The following is a 19,370-nucleotide window of genomic DNA, read 5'->3' as shown; positions in this document are numbered from 1 at the left end:
CTTGCATTCCGCGCCGCGCCCCACTACGTCAAAACGACAAAGCGAGGATCTGCCATGGCGACTGGACCGAACCGCATTCTCGATGAATTCGCAAAGATCATGACCGATGCCGCGGGTGCCGCGCAGGGCGTGCGGCGCGAAGTGGAGACGGCGTTCCGGGCCCAGGCCGAGCGCATGCTGAATTCCATGGATGTGGTGCAGCGCGAAGAATTCGAGGCCGTGCGCGAGATGGCGGTCAAGGCGAGGGAAGACAACATCCAGCTGGCGACGCGCGTCGAGGCGCTCGAGGCCAGGCTCGCCGAACTGACCGGACAGGCCGCACCAGCGGGTGCTGCAAAGCCCCGCGCAAAAAAATAATCGTTAAACTTTTCCACATAGCGCGATCCGAAAAATCGCTTTGCCGTGAATCGTTTACCGGCATTGCATGAATCTTCCTGACAGCCACCTTTCCACATGCGGATGGCGCAGTGCGAAAAATTGGGCTGTTCACGCGACTCCCGATCAATAGACTGAATTTGTTGCATGATTCGAAGCAGGGTCATGCGCCGGGCGGTGGGGTCCGGTTGGGTCTTTGTGTTGGAAAGTCCTGACCGTCCGAGTTCTAGACAAGATTGTTCGTCGTGTGTGCCCCGCGGAGCGTGTGGCGCTCCCCTGAACACAGGAAGCATTCATGGAACTCCTCGAACTCGAATTCTCCCGCGAAATCCACCCGGTGGATGTCATCGAGCAGGTGGCCCACAACAACGACTGGTCCTTCGAGCGCGCCGGCGACGACGAGATTTCGATTTCGGTGGCCGGCAGCTGGACAGACTATCACGTCTCCTTTTCCTGGATGGAGGATTTCGAGGCGCTGCATCTGGCCTGCGCCTTCGACATCAAGGTGCCGGAGACGCGCGCGCTGGAAGTGATGCGGCTGCTTTCGCTGATCAACGAGCAGATGCTGTTCGGGCATTTCGACCTGTGGGAGCAGGAAGGCGCGATCATGTTCCGGCAGTCGCTGCTGCTTGCCGGCGGGGTCGAGCCTTCGAGCCAGCAGGTCGAGGTGCTTCTGTCGTCGGCGCTAGAGGCCTGCGAATGCTATTTCCAGGCCTTCCAGTTCGTCGTCTGGTCGGGTACATCGGCCAAGGACGCGCTGTCCAGCGTGCTCTTTGAGACCCATGGAAACGCCTGAGCCAAGCCGACATCGCCGATGAGTTCCAGCAGCGAGCGCAAGCCCGAGATCAGCTTTGCCGATTTCGACCGTGTCGACATCCGTGCCGGCACGATCGTCGAGGCCGAGCCGTTTCCGGAGGCGCGCAAGCCGGCGATCAAGCTGAAGATCGATTTCGGCCCGGCGATCGGGGTAAAGAAGTCGTCGGCGCAGATCACCAAATACTACGCGCCGGAAACGCTGATCGGCCGCCAGGTCTTCGCGGTGGTCAATTTCCCGCCGCGCCAGATCGGCCCGTTCATGTCGGAAGTGCTGACGCTGGGCTTTCCCGACGAAGAGGGCGCCGTGGTGCTCGGCGCCATCGAGCGCAAAGTGCCGGACGGCGGGCGCCTATTCTAGGGCGAGCCTGGGGCGAACTGGAGCCGCTCTGTCCTGATCGGCGCGCTTGCTTGGCATGCCCAGCGCTTCGTCGACGGCGTCGAGGAACATTTCGGCGCAGGCCTGCCAACTATAGCGCATCGCGCGCTGGCGCGCTTCGGCGCGATCGACGTGAAGCGCCTTCATCGCCGCCTCGCCCAGATCGTTCGACACGGCCCCGCCGACGCCATCGCCGACAATATCGATCGGTCCGGTCACCGGATAGGCGGCGACGGGCGTTCCGCTGGCCAGCGCCTCGATGATGACATTGCCGAAGGTATCGGTGCGGCTCGGAAAAACGAAGACATCGGCCGACGCGTAGATCTCGGCCAGCTCGTCGTTCGGGCGGTGGCCGAGAAAATGCGCGCTGGGATGGCGCGCCTTGAGCTTTGCCAGTTCCGGTCCTTCGCCGACGATAACCTTGCTGCCGGGCAGGTCGAGATCGAGGAAGGCGGTCAGGTTCTTTTCGATCGCGACGCGGCCGACGCATAGGAAAACCGGACGGGGGTATCCGGTTTCCTTGCGCTTGTTGGGCCGGAAATGGTCGGTGTCGACGCCGCGCGTCCAGGGCCTCAGCTTGTTGAAGCCGCGTGCCGCGAGATCGTCCGCCAGCGATTGCGTGGCGACAAGCGTGCCCTGTCCGGAATTGTGGAAGTCGCGCAGCCAATTGTAAGCCCAGCTCTCCGGCACCGGCAGGCGGGCGCTGAGATATTCCGGAAAGCGCGTGTGGTAGCTGGTGGTGAAGGGGCGGCCCACTTTTCGGCAATGGCGGCGCGCCATGATGCCGAGCGGACCTTCGGTGACGATGTGGATGTGGTCGGCCTTGGCGGCCTCGATCACGCGCGCGACGCGGCCAGGCGTGGTCAGCGCCAAGCGGATGTCGGGATAGGTCGGCATCGGCAAGGTGCGAAACAGGTTCGGCGTCAGGAAATCGAGCTCGACGTCGAAGGGTTTCAGCGCCTCGGTGAGGCGTTCCAACGTGTGCACCACGCCGTTGACCTGGGGCCGCCACGCGTCGGTGACCATCAGGATACGCATAGCGACCCCGACACACATGGCGATCCTTTGCCGTAATAATTCCTGAGCGCGCCGGCGCGGTGCCGGAACGGCGACCAGGCAGCCGCTCGCGCCTCGCTCCAGCGCGCCCGGGCAGGGGCCGGATCGAAGCGGTGCGGCAGGGCCGAATCAACAGAGGTCGCGCGCTTCATGCGCGCTCTTGACCATGATTTCATGACGGGCGGATGAAGCCTGCCTCGGCTGGACTTACGCAGGCACCTTGATCACTGCGCGCAGGCCGCCGAGCGGGCTGTCCTCGAGGCTGACGTCGCCGCCGTGGCTGCGGGCGATGTCGCGGGCGATCGACAAGCCAAGGCCGGTGCCGCTGGCATCGAGATTGCGCGCCTCGTCGAGCCGCAGGAAAGGCTTGAACACCTCTTCGCGCTTGTCGGGCGCGATGCCCGGTCCATCGTCGTCGATGGTGACGGTGAGCGAGCCGGGGCCATGATTGGCGTGGACCTCGACGGTCTTGGCATAGCGGAAAGCATTGCCGATGACGTTCGACAGCAAACGGGCAAAGGCGTTCGGCCGCACATGCACGGTCGGATCGCCGACCAGCGTCGTCGCGAGCTTGCAGCCGCGCAATTGCGCTTCCTCGCCGAGCTTCTGGAAATAGGTCTCAAGGTCGAAGCGGCCGGTATCCTCCGCGGACTCGCCGCGGGCAAAGGAGAGATAACCTTCCAGCATCGACTGCATGTCGTCGATGTCCTGGTTCAGCGCGGCCTTGGTCTCGGACTTGCCGCCGGCCAGCGCCAGCTGCAGCTTGAAGCGGGTGAGGATGGTCCTGAGGTCGTGGCTGACGCCGGTCAGCATCGCGGTGCGCTGCTCGATCTGGCGCTCGATGCGCTCTCGCATCTGGATGAAGGCGAAGCCGGCGCGACGGACTTCCTCGGCGCCGCGCGGGCGGAAATCGCGCGGCATCGGCCGACCTTTGCCGAAACTCTCGGCGGCCTCGGCGAGCGTCAGGATCGGCCTGATCTGATTGCGCAGGAACGGGATGGCGATCATCAACAGCACCAGCGAGGTGCCGACCATCCAGATCAGGAAGATATGGGTGTTCGAGGCATAAGCCTGGCTGCGCCGCACGAAGACGCGCAGCACCTTGCCTTCAAGCTGGACGCGAACCTCGACGACGTTGGAATTACCGACCGTGTCGATCCAGAACGGGCGGTTGATCTGCTTCGTGATCTCCGATGACAAGGCCTCGTCGAGGATCGAGAAGAACGGTTTGGGACCGGGCGGCGGCAGCGGATCCGGCGGCAGCAGATCCACCTTCAACTGCATGCGGTCCTGGGCGATGCGGATGATGTTGGCGTAGTCGGCGTCGTGCGGATAGGTCTCCATCATGTCGATGACGGCCGCTATGTCCGAGATGGTCGCCTGCGACAGGCGCTGCGTGACCGTCTGCCAGTGGCGCTCCATGAAGACGAAGGCGACCACCGACTGCAGCAGGATCATCGGCGCGATCACGATGATCAGCGAGCGGGCGTAAAGCCGTTTCGGCATATAGAGCGCGACCAGGCGCCAGAACCGGTTCCAGGCACGCGGCATCGCCCTCAGCGTCCGCAATGCGAGATCGCCGGGACCGCTTCCTTTCGGCTTGTCCAGTTGCGTGGTCGCCATTCGCCCTTCCGCTCGTCGATGGCCGTTCAGCAAAGGGCCTTCGACGGTAACCTATTCGACGCTGAGCCGATACCCAATACCGCGCACCGTCTGCAGCCACACCGGATTGGACGGATCGCGCTCTATCTTGCGGCGCAGCCGGTTGATCTGCACGTCTATGGTGCGCTCGCCGACATCCGATTCATCGCCCACCAGCTCATGGCGCGGTATGGTCTCGCCCGCCCGCGCGGCGAAGATCGCGAGGATCTCCTGCTCGCGGTCGGTCAGCTTAAGCGCCTCGCCGCCGCGCTTCAATTCACGCTTGGCGATCTGGAATGTGTAGGGCCCGAACACCAGTTGCTCCACCTTCGGCGTTGCCGCCGGGCCGCCACGGCGCAGGATGTTGTTGATGCGCAGGATCAGCTCGCGCGGATCGAACGGTTTGGGCAGGTAGTCATCGGCGCCGGCTTCCAGGCCGGTGATGCGGCTGTCGGTCTCGGACAGCGCCGTCAGCATCAGGATCGGCACGTTCTTCTCGGCCCGCAGCGCCTTGGTGAGGTCGACGCCGGTCTCGCCCGGCATCATCACATCGAGCACCAGAAGGTCGAAGTCGAGGCCGGCGAGCTTGCGCCTGGCCTCGCCGGAATTGCCGGCCACAGTGACGCGAAAACCGTTCTCGGACAGATACTGCTTGAGCAGGTTGCGGATACGCGTGTCGTCGTCGACGACCAGAAGATGCGGCGCGTCATCGTCGGGCGCTGACGGATGATCGACCTTCTCAATGGTCTCCATGGTTCTTCCCCGATGTTTGCGCAGGCACAATGTCGATCTGCGCTCTTAGTTCCGGATTGACCATCGCTTCCAGGAAACGCTCGATCGTGGCGCGTTCGGTGGTTCCGGAATCCTCCAATGCCGCACGGATGCGGCGCGACTGTGGCCGCGCCAGCGCCAGGGCCAGGGCGCGACCCTTGGCGGTCGGGTAAAGCTCGCGCTGCCGGCGGTCGCGCGGACCCTGCACCTGGACGATGTGATCTGTGTCGATCAACTGCTTCAAAACCCGCGCCAGGCTCTGCTTGGTGATCTTCAGCACATCGAGCAGCTCGGCGACGGTGAGGCCGGGCCTGCGGTTGACGAAATGCAGCACGCGATGATGGGCGCGGCCGAAGCCGTAATCGGCGAGGATCTGGTCCGGGTCGGAGGTGAAATCGCGATAGGCGAAGAAAAACAGCTCGATGATGGCGAAGTCGATGCCGTCCTCATCGGCGATGGCCGTCCTGATCGGTTTTCCGGCTGCGGGGCTCGTCATCGTTTCTCCATGCGAGGCGGGAATTACGTCAGTACTATTGACGTAATTTCCGGGCAATGATAATTTTTGACAAGCTTTTCGGCGGATTGCGAACAAAAAGGCAAGAGGAAGCCGTTTTTCCGGAACTTCCTGAGTTTGCCACGGATTGAATATCCGCCTACGCTTTCAAGCATTGGCCAGCGTTTCGGATCCTGTGCGGGGCCGGTTCGGAAGGTCATAAACACAACGATTTGCGGGCGCCTGCCCGCGGGAGGTTTCCATGGCATCCGTTCCCTTCGATCAATTGGAAGGCTTCATCTGGATGAACGGCGAGTTCGTCAAATGGGCCGACGCCAAGATCCATGTGCTGACCCATGGCCTGCATTATGCCAGTGCCGTCTTCGAGGGCGAGCGCGCCTATGGCGGCCAGATCTTCAAGCTGACCGAGCACAATGAGCGCCTGCATGAATCGGCGCGCCTGCTCGGCTTCAAGATTCCCTATCCGGTCGCCGAGATCGACGAGGCCTGCCGCACGCTGTTGAAGAAGCAGGGTTTCCAGGACGCCTATGTGCGTCCGATCGCCTGGCGCGGCAGCGAGCAGATGGGCGTTTCGGCGCAGAACAACCGCATCAACTGCGCCATCGCCATCTGGCAGTGGCCGAGCTATTTCGATCCCGCGCAGAAGCTCAAGGGCATTCGGCTCGACGTCGCCGAATGGCGCCGGCCCGATCCGCGCACCGCGCCGTCCAAGTCGAAGGCCGCCGGCCTCTACATGATCTGCACGCTGTCCAAGCACGCCGCCGAGGCCAAGGGCTACGCCGACGCCATGATGCTCGATTGGCGCGGCCAGGTGGCGGAAGCCACGGGCGCCAACATCTTCTTCGTCAAGGACGGCAAGATCCATACGCCGACGCCCGACTGCTTCCTCGACGGCATAACCCGCCGCACGGTGATCGGCCTGGCGAAGGACCGCGGTTTCGAGGTGATCGAGCGCGCCATCATGCCGGAGGAGCTCGAAGGTTTCGAGCAGTGCTTCCTCACCGGCACCGCCGCCGAGGTCACGCCGGTTTCCGAGATCGGTCCATACCGATTCGAGGTCGGCGAGATCGCCAAGACATTGATGAATGACTATTCCGCCGCGGTGCAGCCAAAGCATGCAATCGCTGCAGAATAGAGATAGTCACAGCTTTTTTGTGCAATAGGGGCGGTTTTCAAGCCGCCCCTTTTATTTAAGCGCGCGCGCATTTGACTTTCGAACAATTCGGCGTCTCATGATGGCGTCGGCCCGAGGAGGCTGGCGGCTATGGAGGGACTAGTTACATGGACAGCAACACGATTATTCAGATCGTTGTACAGGTAATTGCCGGCGTTATCGGTGGCCAGGCGGTTGGCGCGGCGTTCAAGCAGGCGGCGATGGGCCAACTTACCAAAATCCTCAGCGGTGCGATCGGCGGCGTCGGCGGCGCGGCCATTCTCGGCAGCCTGCTCGGCGGCGGCGGCGTTGACGCGGCAGCGGCGGCGGGCGGCATCGGCAGCGCGCTCGACCTGAAGAACCTCCTCGGCGGCGTTGGGGGTGGCGCGATCCTGACCGGCATCGTCGGCGCGGTCATGAATGCGATGAAGAAATAGCTCCGGTCTTTCGGACTTTGCCATGGGCGGCCTCGGCCGCCCATTCTTTATTACCAAGCCGGCGGCCTCGGCCGCCCATTCCTTTGGAAACATGGCCAGCGGGCCTCGGCCGCGCATTTCCTCCCGAAGTTCGGACAATGGTGGACGAGGTTCGCCGGGCTGTCTACATCAGGGCGACACTTCGAAGGAAGGGAAAGGAATGCCATGGGTCAGCTCAATGCCGGTATCGTGCCGGTCACGCCCTTCCAGCAGAACTGCACCATTCTCTTCGACATGGACGACAGGTCGGGCGTCGTGGTCGATCCCGGCGGCGATGTCGACCAGATACTGTCGGCGCTGAAGGACAATGCCATCACCGCCGGCGCAATTTGGATCACGCACGGCCATATCGACCATGCCGGCGGCGCGATGGACCTGAAGGACGCGCTGGGCATCGACATTATCGGCCCACATGAGGCCGACAAGCCGCTGCTTGCCAATCTCGAGAACCAGGCCAAACGTTTCGGCCTCACCGATCCGGTGCGCAATTGCGTGCCGGACCGTTTTCTCACCGAAGGCGAAACGGTGTCGTTCGGCAACCATGTGTTCGAAGTGCTGCATTGCCCGGGACATGCGCCGGGCCATGTCGTCTACTACAACCGGGCGGCCAAATTCGCGCATGTCGGCGACGTGCTGTTCCGCGGCTCGATCGGGCGCACCGACCTGCCCGGCGGCGACCACGCAGCGCTGATCGCCTCAATCAAGGACAAGCTTCTGCCGCTAGGCGACGACATAGGTTTCATCTGCGGCCATGGCCCGGGTAGCCGCCTTGGCGATGAACGGCGGACCAATCCGTTTCTGACCTAGGCTATGCCGATATTCAGGTGATGCCGGCCTGCGAGCGTCAGTTTCCTGCGCTTCCGGTGCTCACGTACTGTAAGTACGCTCCGCTCCGGTTCTCGGAACCCATCGCTCTCGGCTCGGCCTGACCTGAATCTCGGCATAGCCATCGTTGGCGAGTTATTCAAAAAAGCGCCGCCCAAGGGCGGCGCTTTTAAGGTAGGGAACCTGGGTTTTCTTAATTGGCGACGCAGAAATGCTGAGCGCCGTCACTGCCGGTGAAAGTGCCGGTCCGCGAATTGAAGCTGCGGTAGCGGTCCGAGCAATACTCGTACCAGCCGCGGGTCCACGGCTCGGCGTAGCGGTCGGCATAGACGACGCGCGGCTGCTGAACATAGTAGCGGCGCACCGGCCGGTAGACATAATAATCGTCACCATAGGCCGGTTCGTAATAGCGCGGCCCGGGGTTGCTGAGCGCGCTGCCGATCAGAGCGCCGGCCGCGAGGCCGACAACGCCGGCGGCGAGGGCGTCACCGCCATGATGACGATGATGGTGCCAGCGCCAGTCGTCCGCATTGGCCGCCGAGAAGGTGGCCAAGGTGGTCGCGGCAATGCCAACACTGAGGATGGCGGTCCTGAGAAAACGGTTCATTTTCGGTCTCCTTAGCGCCGGCCCGCGCGTTTTTCGGGGGATACGGACCGGCTTTAGCAAAGGTTAATAGAAGACCGTGGCTGAACGGAGGCTGAACGGAAATCGGCGTAAACGATTTTTCGAGGCCTGGGGATTTTTCGAGCCTCGGCGGTTTGCGAGGCTTGGCGATTTTCGAAGCCGGCGACCTTTCTGGACCTAGGCACAATCCGTTCCGGGGCGGGAGCGGTCCCGCCTGAAAAGCTTCCGTCGGATCCGTCGCGAGCCGGCTTAGCCGACCGACAGATTGACGGCCTTCGGACCCTTGCCGCGCTTGTCCGGCTCGGTGTCGAATGTCACTTTCTGCCCATCCTCAAGACCGGGAAGGCCCGACGCCTGCACAGCCGAGATGTGGACGAAGACATCCTTCGCGCCATCATCGGGCGTGATGAAGCCGAAGCCCTTGGCATGGTTGAAGAATTTGACGGTGCCGGTCTGCGGCATGGGAAACTCCTTTGATCCCATCAAGTCAAGTCTCGGGCCGGCAAACTGCCCGAGAGGAAATTTGTCCTTTATTTTAGCGCTATCGGCAAGAGAAAGTTTTCGCCTGCCGATCCAAGCATTTGCGCGCAAAAAAGGCGCAACCTTTTCGGTCGCGCCTTCGCAAATTCAGGCCTGTCCTGAAGCCGGTTCATGATCCTGCCGCACCATTGCATCCGCAACGATAGGCTGTTTCGGCGGATCAGGCGGCGCGCAGGTTGACCGCCTTCGGGCCCTTGCCCATGCGGTCCGGCTCGACGTCGAAGGTGACCTTCTGGCCGTCGACCAGCGTGCGCAGGCCAGAGGCCTCGATCGCGGAAATGTGGACGAACACGTCCTTGGCGCCACCATCCGGCGTGATAAAGCCGAAGCCTTTGGTGGCATTGAAGAACTTTACAGTACCGGTCTGGGCCATTGGGGAAAACTCCTTCACCCGTGTCAGTCTTGGTGGTTTGCCCGCTGCCTCGCGCCTTGGGCAAATCCCGGTGGTTGCTTCGGCGGTCATGCATTCGCGCATGGTCAAACCCCCCGCCGAAAAACGGGGTTGTCAGAGATTCACACTTATCGGGGAAAGGTCGTCCAAAACGTTCCGCTCTCCGGGTCGCAAATGCCCGAACATGATTTTTATTACACGGAAACGTGATGGTTGCAAGACGACGCTCGCGGGCGGCCAGCGGCGCGTCCAACGCTGGGCCTCGATAGACCCGGCCCTATCACCGGTCATCGGCCAGAGGCGGGCCAAGCATGGGCCAGAATGAGGGCGGCGACGACCGTTCCGTGGTTCCACAAACGATGGTTGCGTTTAACGCGAAGGATGCGAGGATACCGCGAGCCGGCATCACACGCCGGGATGGAGGAGGGGTATATGCGGCTTCTTGCAGTGTCATGGCAGGGCGTTGTCGTTTTCACGCTGTCGGCGCTGCTGGCAGCCTGCACCGTCGCCGTCGACGATGGGCCGCGCCCGCTGCCGTCCCGGCCGCATCCGCAGCTCTGCACCATGCAGTACCAACCGGTCTGCGCCCGGCGCGGCGGCGACCGGCAGACCTTTGCCAATGCCTGCCTGGCTGAAAGGGAAGGCTACCGCATCGTGCGGGACGGTCCTTGCCGCGAGGGCGGCGGTGGTGGTGGCGAACAAGCCTTCTGCACGCGCGAATACGCGCCGGTCTGCGCCAGGCGCCATGGGCAGATGCGCACCTTCCCGAACGCCTGCGAGGCGCGCGCGGCGGACTATCGCATCGTCGGCGACGGGCCGTGCTGAGCAGACCGCGGTGTCCATTCGCAAGATAGACACCGCGAGGCGCGCTGACGTTTGTCTTGAATCTCTTGCCCGCATGGCTTAGGTCCGGCGGACCAACAAACACGGCAGGTTTCCCATTAACAAAGATCGCAGAAGAGCGGCAAACGCCGGTGGCAGGCCAGGTGGCTCGGTGAACCCGCTCGATCCTTATGTGCAAAAGGCGCTGCAACTGCACCAGGCCGACCGGCGCCAGGAGGCCGAGGGCCTCTACCGGCAGGTATTGGGGCAGCAGCCGAACCATGCCGCCGCGTTGCATTTCCTCGGGCTGCTGCTGCACCAGACCGGCAGGAGCGAGGAAGGGCTCGATCTCATCGAGCAGTCCGTGACGCTGCAGCCCCAGAATGCCGACTTCCTCAACAATATGGGCACGGTCATGCGCGATCTCGGGCGCGTCGCCGCCGCGATCGATTTCTTCCGCGGCGCGGTGGATATCCGGCCGGACCAACTGGCCGCGCGCGACAATCTCGGCTCGTCGCTGAAGCAGCTCGGACAGCTCGACGCGGCTGAGGAGATCTATCGCGGCACCATCGGCCGCAACCCGTTCCATGTCCGCGCGCGCATCGGCCTTGCCGAGACGATGCAGGAGGCCGGGCGGCTGGATGAGGCGATCAAGCTGTTTAGCGAGGCGCTGTCGATCCGGCCGAAGGACGCCGAGCTTCTCTACGGGCTTGGCGTCGCGATGATGGAGAAGGGCAAGCTCGGCGAGGCGGCCGATTTCGCCCGCCAGGCATTGGCGATCGCCCCGAACATGTCGAAAGCCTGGCTGCTGCTCTCGCAGGTCAAGCGCCAGACCGAGCGCGACAAGGAGCTTTCCGGCATGGAGGCCGAGCACGCCAAGGCGCCGCAAGGCAGCCTCGCGCGCATGCAGCTCTCCTTCGGCCTGGGCAAGGTCAATGACGACCTCAAGGATTACGGTCGCGCCTTCGACTATTTCGCCGAGGGCAATGCCATCCGCCGCAAGGCGATCGACTACGATCCCGCGCGCACGCGCGGCGAATTCGAGGCGATGAAGGCGGCCTTCGACACAGCCTTCTTCGAGAAGCGCAGGCCAAGCGGCATTTCCGACGACACGCCGATTTTCGTCGTCGGCATGCCGCGCTCCGGCACCACGCTGGTCGAGCAGATCATCGCCAGCCACTCGACGGTCTTTGGCGCGGGCGAGTTGAACATCCTGAAGACGGCCGTCGGCAAGCAGTTTCCGATGAGCATGCCGGGCGGCTTCCCCGCCGGTATCGACGATATGCCCGACAAGGCGTTCGCCGAGGCGGGCCAAGCCTATCTCGACATGCTGCATACCCGCTATCCGGGCTACCGCCATGTCACCGACAAGATGCCGGGCAACTTCCTGCTGGTCGGCTTCCTGCACATGATGCTGCCGAAGGCCAAGATCGTCCATTGCGCGCGCGATGCGGCGGCCACGTGCCTGTCGATCTTCAAAGTGCATTTCCGCGGCGACAGCCACCGCTACGGCTACGACCTCGGCGAGCTCGCCGATTTCCATAACCTCTACACAGACATCATGGCGCATTGGCACAAGGTGCTGCCAGGCGTCGTGCATGATGTGCGCTATGAGGATTTCGTCGCCGACCAGGAAGGGCAGTCGCGGGCGCTGATGGCGTATCTCGGCCTGCCCTGGGACGACAAGGTGCTGTCCTTCCACGAGACGGACCGGCCGGTGCGCACCGCTTCCGCCGCGCAGGTGCGCCAGCCGATGTATCAGGGCTCGGTCGATCTGTGGAAGAGGTATGGGGAGCGGCTGAAGCCGCTGCTTGATCGGCTGAACTAGCACACGCGTCAGCGATTGGCCGAAGCGCCCGAACTTCGTCATCCTCGGGCGGAGCGGGAGCGAAGCGGACGCGTAGACCCGAGGATCCATTCCGTGACCTCGCGCGAAGGTTAAAGGCGGCGCAGAACAGAGGTCGTTTTGCATCGCTGCAAAGCTCATAGGTAACGGAATGGATCCTCGGGTCTGCGCCGCGTCGCTTCGCTCCTTGCTCCGCCCGTGGATGACGACCTGACGAGCGTCTCGGCCAATCGCAACGGATTGCGATCAGCCGACACTGGCGTTCCGTCGCTCCTCAAAGCTGGATGAATGGCTGGAAGCCGCCGAAGATCATACGCTTGCCGTCGAACGGCATGGCCGACCAGTCCATCTTGAGACGCTCATCGGCCATCACCTTGGCCATGACCGCGTCGCGCCTCTGCCTGGACTCGTAGACGACCCAGGAGAAGATGACGACCTCGTCGTCCTTCGCCTGCACGGCGCGCGGGAACGAGGTCAGCTCGCCATAGGGCACGTCGTCGCCGACGCATTCGACATAGGCAATCGCGCCGTGCTCCATCCAGACGGCGCCGGCGTTCTCGGCCATCTTCTTGTACGCATCGAGATTTGCCTTCGGCACGGCGAGCACGAAGCCATCGACATAGGACATCACAGTCTCCTCTTACTGAAATACGAGCGCCGGGTCGGCGGGGATACGACCCGGCGTGAGCGCGTCAGCCACGCCGCAGGCGGGTGACGCCGCTCGCTACGATATTCACTTCACCGGCGCGTTCATCGCCCAGGCGACGCCGAACGGGTCTTTCACCTGGCCCCAGCGGTCGCCCCAGAACATCACCTGCAGCGGGGTGACGATCTCGCAGCCGGCATCCACCGCGCGCTTCCACCAGGCATCGATGTCGTCGCTGCCGAGATGCAGCTGCAGCGTATAGCCCTGTGCCGCCTGGTGCGGATGGCCGTGTTCGGGATAAGCATCGCCCAGCATCAGCGTCGAGCCGTTGACGTAGAGATGGATGTGCATGGTCCGGCCCTTGTCGTCAGGCGGATAGGCGAACACTTCCTCGGCGCCGAAAGCCTTCTTGTAGAACTCGGCGGCCTTGATGGCGCCATCGACCTGCAGGTAGGGGGTCAATCCGCCAAGGACCTTGGCGCGGGGCGGGGTCTGGTCGTTCATTCTCGTGTTCCTCTTCACGGGTTGATCCGGTTTTGCGACCCCAGGACGGATGAAGCGGCGGCGATCCTACATGGCCCGCAAATTATTTTTAGAGTAGCTGGCCCAAACAGCTCGGGCGGCAAGCGCGGCTGCAAAACGATCGCATCGAAAGCGACTTATATGACCTTCGCCGTGAAGGTGGCGGCGCGGCGGCTTTCGCGCGTTTCGAAAATCTCCGGAAAGCCGATGTCCTTGCGCAGCTCGGCCGGCAGCGACAGCAGGATGCGCTCGCTGCGATGACGCGCGCGCGCCTGGGCATAGCGGTTGGCAAGACGGCCGATGGATGACAGTACCGACATGATGTCTCTCCCTGGTTGATGCCGGCATCATCGTGTCGGCATCCCAAGGACGAGGCGGCAATCGGCGATCCGACAGGTCGCCCTCGATTTTTTTTTCAGAGCACCGACGCGGCCAGCGCGGTGTCGTAATATTCCACCATCTCGATGATCTCGCCGTCGCGGACCGTCCAGAAATTGGCGGTACGCATGATGAGCTCCTCGCCGGTGGCGCGGCGCGTCATGTGGATCTCGACTTGCGCGGCCACCTTGTCGCCGCCGTCGATGAGCTCGACGGGGACAAAATGCCGGTACTCGAAGTCGTCATCGAGCGCCAGGAGCCTGGCGAGGAATTCCTGCTTGCCGTGCGCGGTGCCGGCATGACGCGATTGCCGGGGATCGGCAATCCAGCGGAACACGACATCTTCAGCGCACCGAGACAAGGCGCCCTCGATGTCGCGATCCGCATAGGCCTGATAGAGATTGCTGACGATTTCCACTGCACGCATGGCCCATTCCCTCCATGGCTAAGCAGTTCAGAATGCGCTTTTTTTAGCAGGTGGAAAAGTATCGCCGGGCCGGCAGCAACGCCTGTCGGGCCGGCAGTGCCGGCCCAACAGAGGTATCGTCTCAGTTCGGCATCTCGGCGACCGAGCGGAAGAACGCTTCCGGGTCGTCGACCTCGGTCAGCCGCCGCTTGTCGATCAGCCAGAAGCGATTGCCGACGGCGCGGATGAAGGAGCGGTCATGCGAGGCAAGCAGGCAGCTCGCCTGATGCTTCAACAATTCGTCCTCCAATGCTTCCTGGCCGTCGATGTCGAGATGGTTGGTCGGCTCGTCGAGCAGATAGAAATTGGGATGGATGAGCCTGAGCACCAGCATCATCAGCCTCGATCTCTGTCCGCCGGACAGAGCGCCGATCTTCTTCTCCTGCATCTCGATCGCGACGCCGGCGCCGGCGAGCAGCGAGCGGGCGCGATGCTCGCCGACCTCGAAGCGGCGCGAGACCATCGCCAGCGGCGTGTCGTCGCCATCGACGCCCGACAGCGCCTGATCGCTGTAACCGAGCACGGTCGACGGCGTCACCTTGATGTTCGCGACCGATCCCGGCTCGGCGATGGCGCCGCGGATCATTGCGATGAAGCGCGTCTTGCCGACGCCGTTGCGGCCAAGCAGCACGATGCGATCGCCTTGGCATATGTGGCGCTTGCCGGTCCTGAACAGCAGCGTGCCGTCAGGGGCTTCGACCGGCGCGTCCTCCAGCGTGATCAGCACCTTGGCGTGGGTGCCGCGGTTCGCCAGCTTGATCGCGCCGGCCGAACGCTCGCGATGCGCTTGTATGGCGGCATCCTCCAGCTTCTCGGCACGTTCCTTGAGCTGCCTGGTCTTCACCGTCAAAAGGTCGCTGCCGGAATTGATGCCGATATTGTTCAACTTGGCGGCCTGTTTGCGCAACTGCTGGGCGATCTTCATGTCGCGCTCGAACTTGCGCGCCGTCGAGGCATCGAGCTCGTCGAGCGCCTGCCTTGCCCGCGAATAGGGCAGCGCGAACACCGGCGATTCTTGCGGGCGCAGGAACAGGGTACGGTTGGTGGCCGCGTCGAGGAAGGCGCGGTCGTGGCTGGCGATGATGACCGGCACATCGCGTGGCAGCGCGTTGAGCCATGTTTCCAGCTGGCTGATCCTGGCGAGGTCGAGATGATTGGTCGGCTCGTCGAGCAGAAGCACGTCCGGATCGGTGACCCAGACGCGGGCGATCAGCGCCAGACGCTGCCAGCCGCCGCTCAGAGCGCGCATCGGCCGGCCGCGCATGTCTTCCGGCACCTCGAGCGAATCCAGCACGACGGCGACGCGCCACAGCTCGCTGTCGCGCTGTTCGGGCGGCAAGGCATCGGCGACGACGTCATGGAAGCTGCGGCCGAGGAATGCGTCAGGGATGGATTGCTCGACATGGCCGACGCGCAGGCCGCGCGACCGGGTGATGTCGCCGGTCGTGGCTTCGACTTCGCCGGCCAGGCATTTGAGAAGTGTCGATTTGCCACGGCCATTGGCCGCGACGATGCCGAGCCGGTCGCCGGCGCCGATGATGAGGTCGAGGTTGGAGAAGAGCGGCGCACTCATGGTGACGCCGAGAGATTTGAGGCTGATCAGGGCCATGTCGATTTCTCTGGTCTGTCCGGAAAATCCGGCTCAATGCACTTTGACGGTGCGCCCCTAGGCCATCAGGCCAGGTTCAGCGGCACTACGAAGGGCAGACCAAAAATCGAAGCGGGAAAACCCGGACCGTCCTGGTCAGCCCTGCAAGCAAGCTCGCAGGGCACAGACAGGGCCGCGCTGACGGTGGTGGCAGTAGTTCACGCAGCCCTCCTTTCCGGATGTTCGAGTTGGGAATTGGGTACACCGGGGGAGGGGCGGAGGCAAGTGGTCCGCACTTCCCTTCTCCCACAAGGGGAGAAGGAAAAGATGCTACTGCCCCGGCCGTCCGGTCTTGCCCGGCCGGCGTTTTTGACGCCGCTCGTCGCCAGGGTCCTCGTAGGAGCCGATGCCGGCTCGCTGGCGGACGATCGGCTTATCGTCGCGTTCCTTCGCGCCCGTCCTGCCGGACATCTCCCCCGCCGGAGGAGGCGTTGGCTGCGGCTTCGCCGGCTTCTTGCCCTCGACCGGTTTCTCCGTGCGGCGCACGGTCATCTCGTCGAGCGAGTTCTTCCTGAACAGGGGCTTTGTCGGCTCGCCCGGAATGCCGAAATCGGAACCGTGCGCTTCCTGCGCACTCTGCTTCTTGAACAGCGAACGCGACACCGCGCCGGCCGGGGTCGTCATGTCGGTGCCCGGCCCCATGTCGTCGATCGACGGCTTGGCGAAGAGCGGCTTCTTCACCGGCACGGCGCCGTCAGCGCCCATCTCGTCCAGATGCGGCTTGCGGAAGAGGTTGGGCCGGGTAGCCTTTGCCGCCTCCTCGGCGGCGCGTGCCTCATCGAGCTTGCGGAAGCGCTCCTGTTCCTCGACCGTACGATGCTTGGCCACGCCCTTGTTGTGCTTGCCCTTCTCGCGGCCTGATGCGGGACTTTGGCTTTCCACCTCGCGCGCCAGCGGGTCGTCGGAGATGGCAAGTTCCATCTCGCGCAGCCGCTTGATCTCGTCGCGGACGCGCGCCGCCTTCTCGAAGTCGAGGTTGGCGGCGGCGTCGCGCATCTGCTTGTCCAGCGCCTCGAGATGCGTCTTCAGGTTGTTGCCGATCATCGCCCCGGCATCGTCGGTGAACTGCGAGATGTCGGCGCGGACATGGTCCTTCTCGTAGACCGAATCGAGGATGTCGGCGATGCGCGACTTGACCGATTCCGGCGTGATGCCGTTGGCGGCGTTCCACTCCATCTGCTTCTCGCGGCGGCGGTTGGTCTCGGCCATCGCCCGTTCCATCGAGCCGGTGATCTGGTCGGCGTAGAGGATGACCTTGCCGTCGACGTTGCGGGCAGCGCGGCCGATGGTCTGGATCAGCGAGGTTTCCGAACGCAGGAACCCTTCCTTGTCGGCATCGAGAATGGCAACGAAGCCGCATTCGGGAATGTCGAGGCCCTCGCGCAACAGGTTGATGCCGACCAGCACGTCGAAGGCGCCGAGACGCAAATCGCGCAGGATCTCGATGCGCTCCAGCGTGTCGATGTCAGAATGCATGTAGCGGACGCGGATGCCGTTCTCGTGCAAATATTCGGTGAGGTCCTCGGCCATGCGCTTGGTCAGTACGGTGACCAGCGTGCGATAGCCGGCCCGGGTCGTGTCGCGGATCTCGCCGACGACGTCGTCGACCTGGCTCTTGGCCGGACGCACCTCGACCGGCGGATCGATCAGGCCGGTCGGACGGATGACCTGCTCGGCGAAGACGCCGCCGGACTGGTCGAGTTCCCAGGCGCCCGGCGTCGCCGAAACTGCCACCGACAGCGGGCGCATGGCGTCCCATTCCTCGAAGCGGAGCGGCCGGTTGTCCATGCAGGAGGGCAGGCGGAAACCATACTCGGCCAGCGTCGCCTTGCGGCGAAAGTCGCCGCGATACATGCCGCCGATCTGCGGCACGGTGACGTGGCTTTCGTCGATGAAGATCAGCGCGTTGTCGGGCACATATTCGAACAAGGTCGGCGGCGGATCGCCGGGCTGGCGTCCGGTCAGGTAACGCGAATAGTTCTCGATGCCGGCGCAGGAGCCGGTCGCCTCCAGCATCTCCAGATCGAAGCGCGTGCGCTGTTCCAGCCGCTGCGCCTCCAGCAAACGGCCAGCCTTTTCAAGCTCTTGCAGGCGATGCTTGAGCTCCTCCTTGATCGACTTGATGGCTTGATTCAAGGTCGGGCGCGGCGTCACATAGTGCGAGTTGGCGTAGATCTTGACGCTCTTCAGCTCGCCGGTCTTCTGGCCCGTGAGCGGATCGAACTCGGTGATCTGTTCGATCTCGTCGCCGAACATCGAGATGCGCCAGGCGCGGTCTTCCAGGTGGGCGGGAAAGATCTCGATGGTGTCGCCGCGCACGCGAAACGAGCCGCGCACGAAATTGATGTCCTGGCGCTTGTATTGCTGGGCGACGAGGTCGGCGAGAAGCGAGCGCTGGTCGAGCCGGTCGCCGACCTGCATCTGGAACGTCATCGCCGTGTAGGTCTCGACCGAGCCGATACCATAGATGCAGGACACGGAGGCGACGATGATGACATCGTCGCGCTCGAGCAGCGAGCGGGTCGCCGAGTGGCGCATGCGGTCGATCTGCTCGTTGATCGAGGATTCCTTCTCGATATAGGTGTCCGTGCGCGGGACGTAGGCTTCCGGCTGGTAATAGTCGTAATAGGAGACGAAATACTCGACCGCGTTCTCGGGGAAGAATTTCTTGAACTCGGCATAGAGCTGCGCGGCAAGCGTCTTGTTCGGCGCCAGGATCAAAGCAGGGCGCTGTGTCTCCTCGATCACCTTGGCCATGGTGAAGGTCTTGCCCGAGCCGGTAACGCCGAGCAGCACCTGGGTGCGGTCGTTCCGCTCGACGCCTTCGACGAGGTCCTTGATGGCTGTCGGCTGATCTCCGGCGGGCTCGAAATCCGAGACCATCTTGATGGCGATGCCGCCCTCAGACTTTTCCGGGCGGGCCGGACGGTGCGGCGTCCACAGCTGGCCGTCCTTGTGCAGCGGATTGCCGGATTCGATCAGCGCCGACAGCGCCGCGACCGTCGCGGTGACGCCGCCGGACGAAACCGACTCGGCATCCTCCAGGCTGATGTCGAGGCCGGCCACAGGGTTGAGGCCAGCGGCCGCGCGCTCCTTCGCCGAGGCAGCGCCGCCCATCGAGGTGCCGCGCGCGGTGCGGCCGGGCGCCGACGAGCGCTCGGGTATCTTCTTCGGCGCTTTTGCCTTCGGCTGCTTTTCAGCTTCACGCTCGATCTGCCCGGCCCAATCGGAGATCGAGCCGGTCAGCGGCGCTCCGGAAAAGTCGGCCTGCGGCGCTTCCGCGAAGCCGCCGGGCTCCAGCGGCTCGGCGGCATCGAGGAATTCGGTCAGCGGGCTGCGCCGCTTCGGCGCGCCGTCTTGCGAAGGCGTCTTCTTGTCAGGATGTCTGGCCATGGCCCGAATATGGGTGGACTCGGCCGAAATGGAAAGAGCCGAGTGAAAGGGCTCCGGCCGCGCTTGGACGCTGCTGACAGAAGGCTGTCA

Annotated in this window: 21 protein-coding genes; 8 read left to right on the top strand and 13 right to left on the bottom strand. The window is 63.5% G+C overall.

The genetic code is table 11. The annotated features are described in order from the left end of the window. Positions 1–54: 54 nt before the first annotated feature. From FJ423_RS01735 to FJ423_RS01725, 3 genes are all read left to right on the top strand, one after another. Positions 55–357: an accessory factor UbiK family protein gene (locus FJ423_RS01735; RefSeq protein ID WP_040990372.1), complete on the top strand. Its 303-nt coding sequence runs from the start codon at positions 55–57 to the stop codon at positions 355–357. A 313-nt stretch (positions 358–670) separates the two neighbouring features. Next, positions 671–1,171 (top strand): YbjN domain-containing protein, encoded by a 501-nt coding sequence (locus tag FJ423_RS01730; protein ID WP_040989643.1) that lies wholly within the window; start codon positions 671–673, stop codon positions 1,169–1,171. Positions 1,172–1,189: 18 nt separating this feature from the next. Next, on the top strand, positions 1,190–1,549 hold the full coding sequence (locus FJ423_RS01725) for a tRNA-binding protein (protein WP_127251739.1): 360 nt from the start codon (positions 1,190–1,192) through the stop codon (positions 1,547–1,549). Here the strand turns inward: FJ423_RS01725 and FJ423_RS01720 are convergent. From FJ423_RS01720 to FJ423_RS01705, 4 genes are all read right to left on the bottom strand, one after another. Continuing rightward, positions 1,541–2,605: a glycosyltransferase family 1 protein gene (locus FJ423_RS01720; RefSeq protein ID WP_246680059.1), complete on the bottom strand. Its 1,065-nt coding sequence runs from the start codon at positions 2,603–2,605 to the stop codon at positions 1,541–1,543. The genes FJ423_RS01725 and FJ423_RS01720 overlap by 9 nt on opposite strands. 225 nt (positions 2,606–2,830) lie before the next feature. Further along, positions 2,831–4,246 carry an ATP-binding protein gene (locus FJ423_RS01715; protein WP_140838651.1) on the bottom strand — a complete coding sequence of 472 codons (1,416 nt, stop codon included), beginning with the start codon at positions 4,244–4,246 and terminating at the stop codon, positions 2,831–2,833. Between the two features lie 51 nt (positions 4,247–4,297). Further along, positions 4,298–5,017 (bottom strand): response regulator transcription factor, encoded by a 720-nt coding sequence (locus FJ423_RS01710; protein ID WP_095766537.1) that lies wholly within the window; start codon positions 5,015–5,017, stop codon positions 4,298–4,300. After that, positions 5,004–5,531: a MarR family transcriptional regulator gene (locus tag FJ423_RS01705; RefSeq protein WP_140647554.1), complete on the bottom strand. Its 528-nt coding sequence runs from the start codon at positions 5,529–5,531 to the stop codon at positions 5,004–5,006. Before FJ423_RS01705 ends, FJ423_RS01710 begins: the two co-directional genes overlap by 14 nt. Before the next feature lie 259 nt (positions 5,532–5,790). Between FJ423_RS01705 and FJ423_RS01700 the strand changes: the two genes are divergently transcribed. The 3 genes from FJ423_RS01700 (at position 5,791) to FJ423_RS01690 (ending at position 7,985) form a co-directional block, all read left to right on the top strand. Next, a complete protein-coding gene (locus tag FJ423_RS01700) occupies positions 5,791–6,684 on the top strand; it encodes a branched-chain amino acid aminotransferase (RefSeq protein WP_140838647.1) in 894 nt (297 codons plus the stop codon). A 146-nt stretch (positions 6,685–6,830) separates the two neighbouring features. Continuing rightward, positions 6,831–7,139, top strand: coding sequence for a hypothetical protein (locus tag FJ423_RS01695; protein ID WP_095766540.1), 309 nt, complete (start codon positions 6,831–6,833; stop codon positions 7,137–7,139). 204 nt (positions 7,140–7,343) lie between these two features. Then, a complete protein-coding gene (locus FJ423_RS01690) occupies positions 7,344–7,985 on the top strand; it encodes an MBL fold metallo-hydrolase (protein ID WP_140838645.1) in 642 nt (213 codons plus the stop codon). A gap of 211 nt (positions 7,986–8,196) precedes the next feature. Here FJ423_RS01690 and FJ423_RS01685 read toward each other — a convergent pair whose 3' ends face one another. From FJ423_RS01685 to FJ423_RS01675, 3 genes are all read right to left on the bottom strand, one after another. Beyond that, complete coding sequence (locus FJ423_RS01685) at positions 8,197–8,610, bottom strand: BA14K family protein (protein WP_095766542.1); 414 nt, start codon at positions 8,608–8,610, stop codon at positions 8,197–8,199. A gap of 267 nt (positions 8,611–8,877) precedes the next feature. Continuing rightward, positions 8,878–9,090 (bottom strand): cold-shock protein, encoded by a 213-nt coding sequence (locus FJ423_RS01680; protein WP_008877668.1) that lies wholly within the window; start codon positions 9,088–9,090, stop codon positions 8,878–8,880. Positions 9,091–9,328: 238 nt separating this feature from the next. After that, positions 9,329–9,541, bottom strand: a complete 213-nt coding sequence (locus FJ423_RS01675; protein WP_006202520.1) for a cold-shock protein — start codon at positions 9,539–9,541, stop codon at positions 9,329–9,331. 450 nt (positions 9,542–9,991) lie between these two features. Here FJ423_RS01675 and FJ423_RS01670 point away from each other — a divergent pair, with 450 nt between their 5' ends. Further along, positions 9,992–10,384 (top strand): Kazal-type serine protease inhibitor domain-containing protein, encoded by a 393-nt coding sequence (locus FJ423_RS01670; protein ID WP_140838643.1) that lies wholly within the window; start codon positions 9,992–9,994, stop codon positions 10,382–10,384. 190 nt (positions 10,385–10,574) lie between these two features. Further along, positions 10,575–12,209 carry a sulfotransferase gene (locus FJ423_RS01665; protein ID WP_140838848.1) on the top strand — a complete coding sequence of 545 codons (1,635 nt, stop codon included), beginning with the start codon at positions 10,575–10,577 and terminating at the stop codon, positions 12,207–12,209. 292 nt (positions 12,210–12,501) lie between these two features. Here FJ423_RS01665 and FJ423_RS01660 read toward each other — a convergent pair whose 3' ends face one another. From FJ423_RS01660 to uvrB, 6 genes are all read right to left on the bottom strand, one after another. Continuing rightward, positions 12,502–12,855, bottom strand: coding sequence for a DUF1428 family protein (locus FJ423_RS01660; RefSeq protein WP_140838641.1), 354 nt, complete (start codon positions 12,853–12,855; stop codon positions 12,502–12,504). A 105-nt stretch (positions 12,856–12,960) separates the two neighbouring features. Then, positions 12,961–13,377, bottom strand: coding sequence for a glyoxalase/bleomycin resistance/extradiol dioxygenase family protein (locus FJ423_RS01655; protein ID WP_071034680.1), 417 nt, complete (start codon positions 13,375–13,377; stop codon positions 12,961–12,963). A 155-nt stretch (positions 13,378–13,532) separates the two neighbouring features. Next, entirely contained in the window at positions 13,533–13,715 is a 183-nt protein-coding gene (locus FJ423_RS01650; RefSeq protein WP_140838639.1) for a hypothetical protein, read from the bottom strand. A 95-nt stretch (positions 13,716–13,810) separates the two neighbouring features. After that, on the bottom strand, positions 13,811–14,200 hold the full coding sequence (locus FJ423_RS01645) for a nuclear transport factor 2 family protein (protein WP_095766548.1): 390 nt from the start codon (positions 14,198–14,200) through the stop codon (positions 13,811–13,813). 121 nt (positions 14,201–14,321) lie between these two features. Beyond that, positions 14,322–15,848, bottom strand: a complete 1,527-nt coding sequence (locus tag FJ423_RS01640) for an ABC-F family ATP-binding cassette domain-containing protein (protein WP_140838637.1) — start codon at positions 15,846–15,848, stop codon at positions 14,322–14,324. Between the two features lie 309 nt (positions 15,849–16,157). After that, positions 16,158–19,280: an excinuclease ABC subunit UvrB gene (gene uvrB / locus FJ423_RS01635; RefSeq protein ID WP_140838635.1), complete on the bottom strand. Its 3,123-nt coding sequence runs from the start codon at positions 19,278–19,280 to the stop codon at positions 16,158–16,160. Positions 19,281–19,370 lie beyond the last annotated feature (90 nt).

This window comes from Mesorhizobium sp. B2-8-9, assembly GCF_006439475.1.
In the GTDB taxonomy this organism is placed as follows: Bacteria; Pseudomonadota; Alphaproteobacteria; order Rhizobiales; family Rhizobiaceae; genus Mesorhizobium.
Note: the sequence above shows the minus strand (reverse complement) of the source record. Positions and strands in the feature narration are given on the sequence as shown.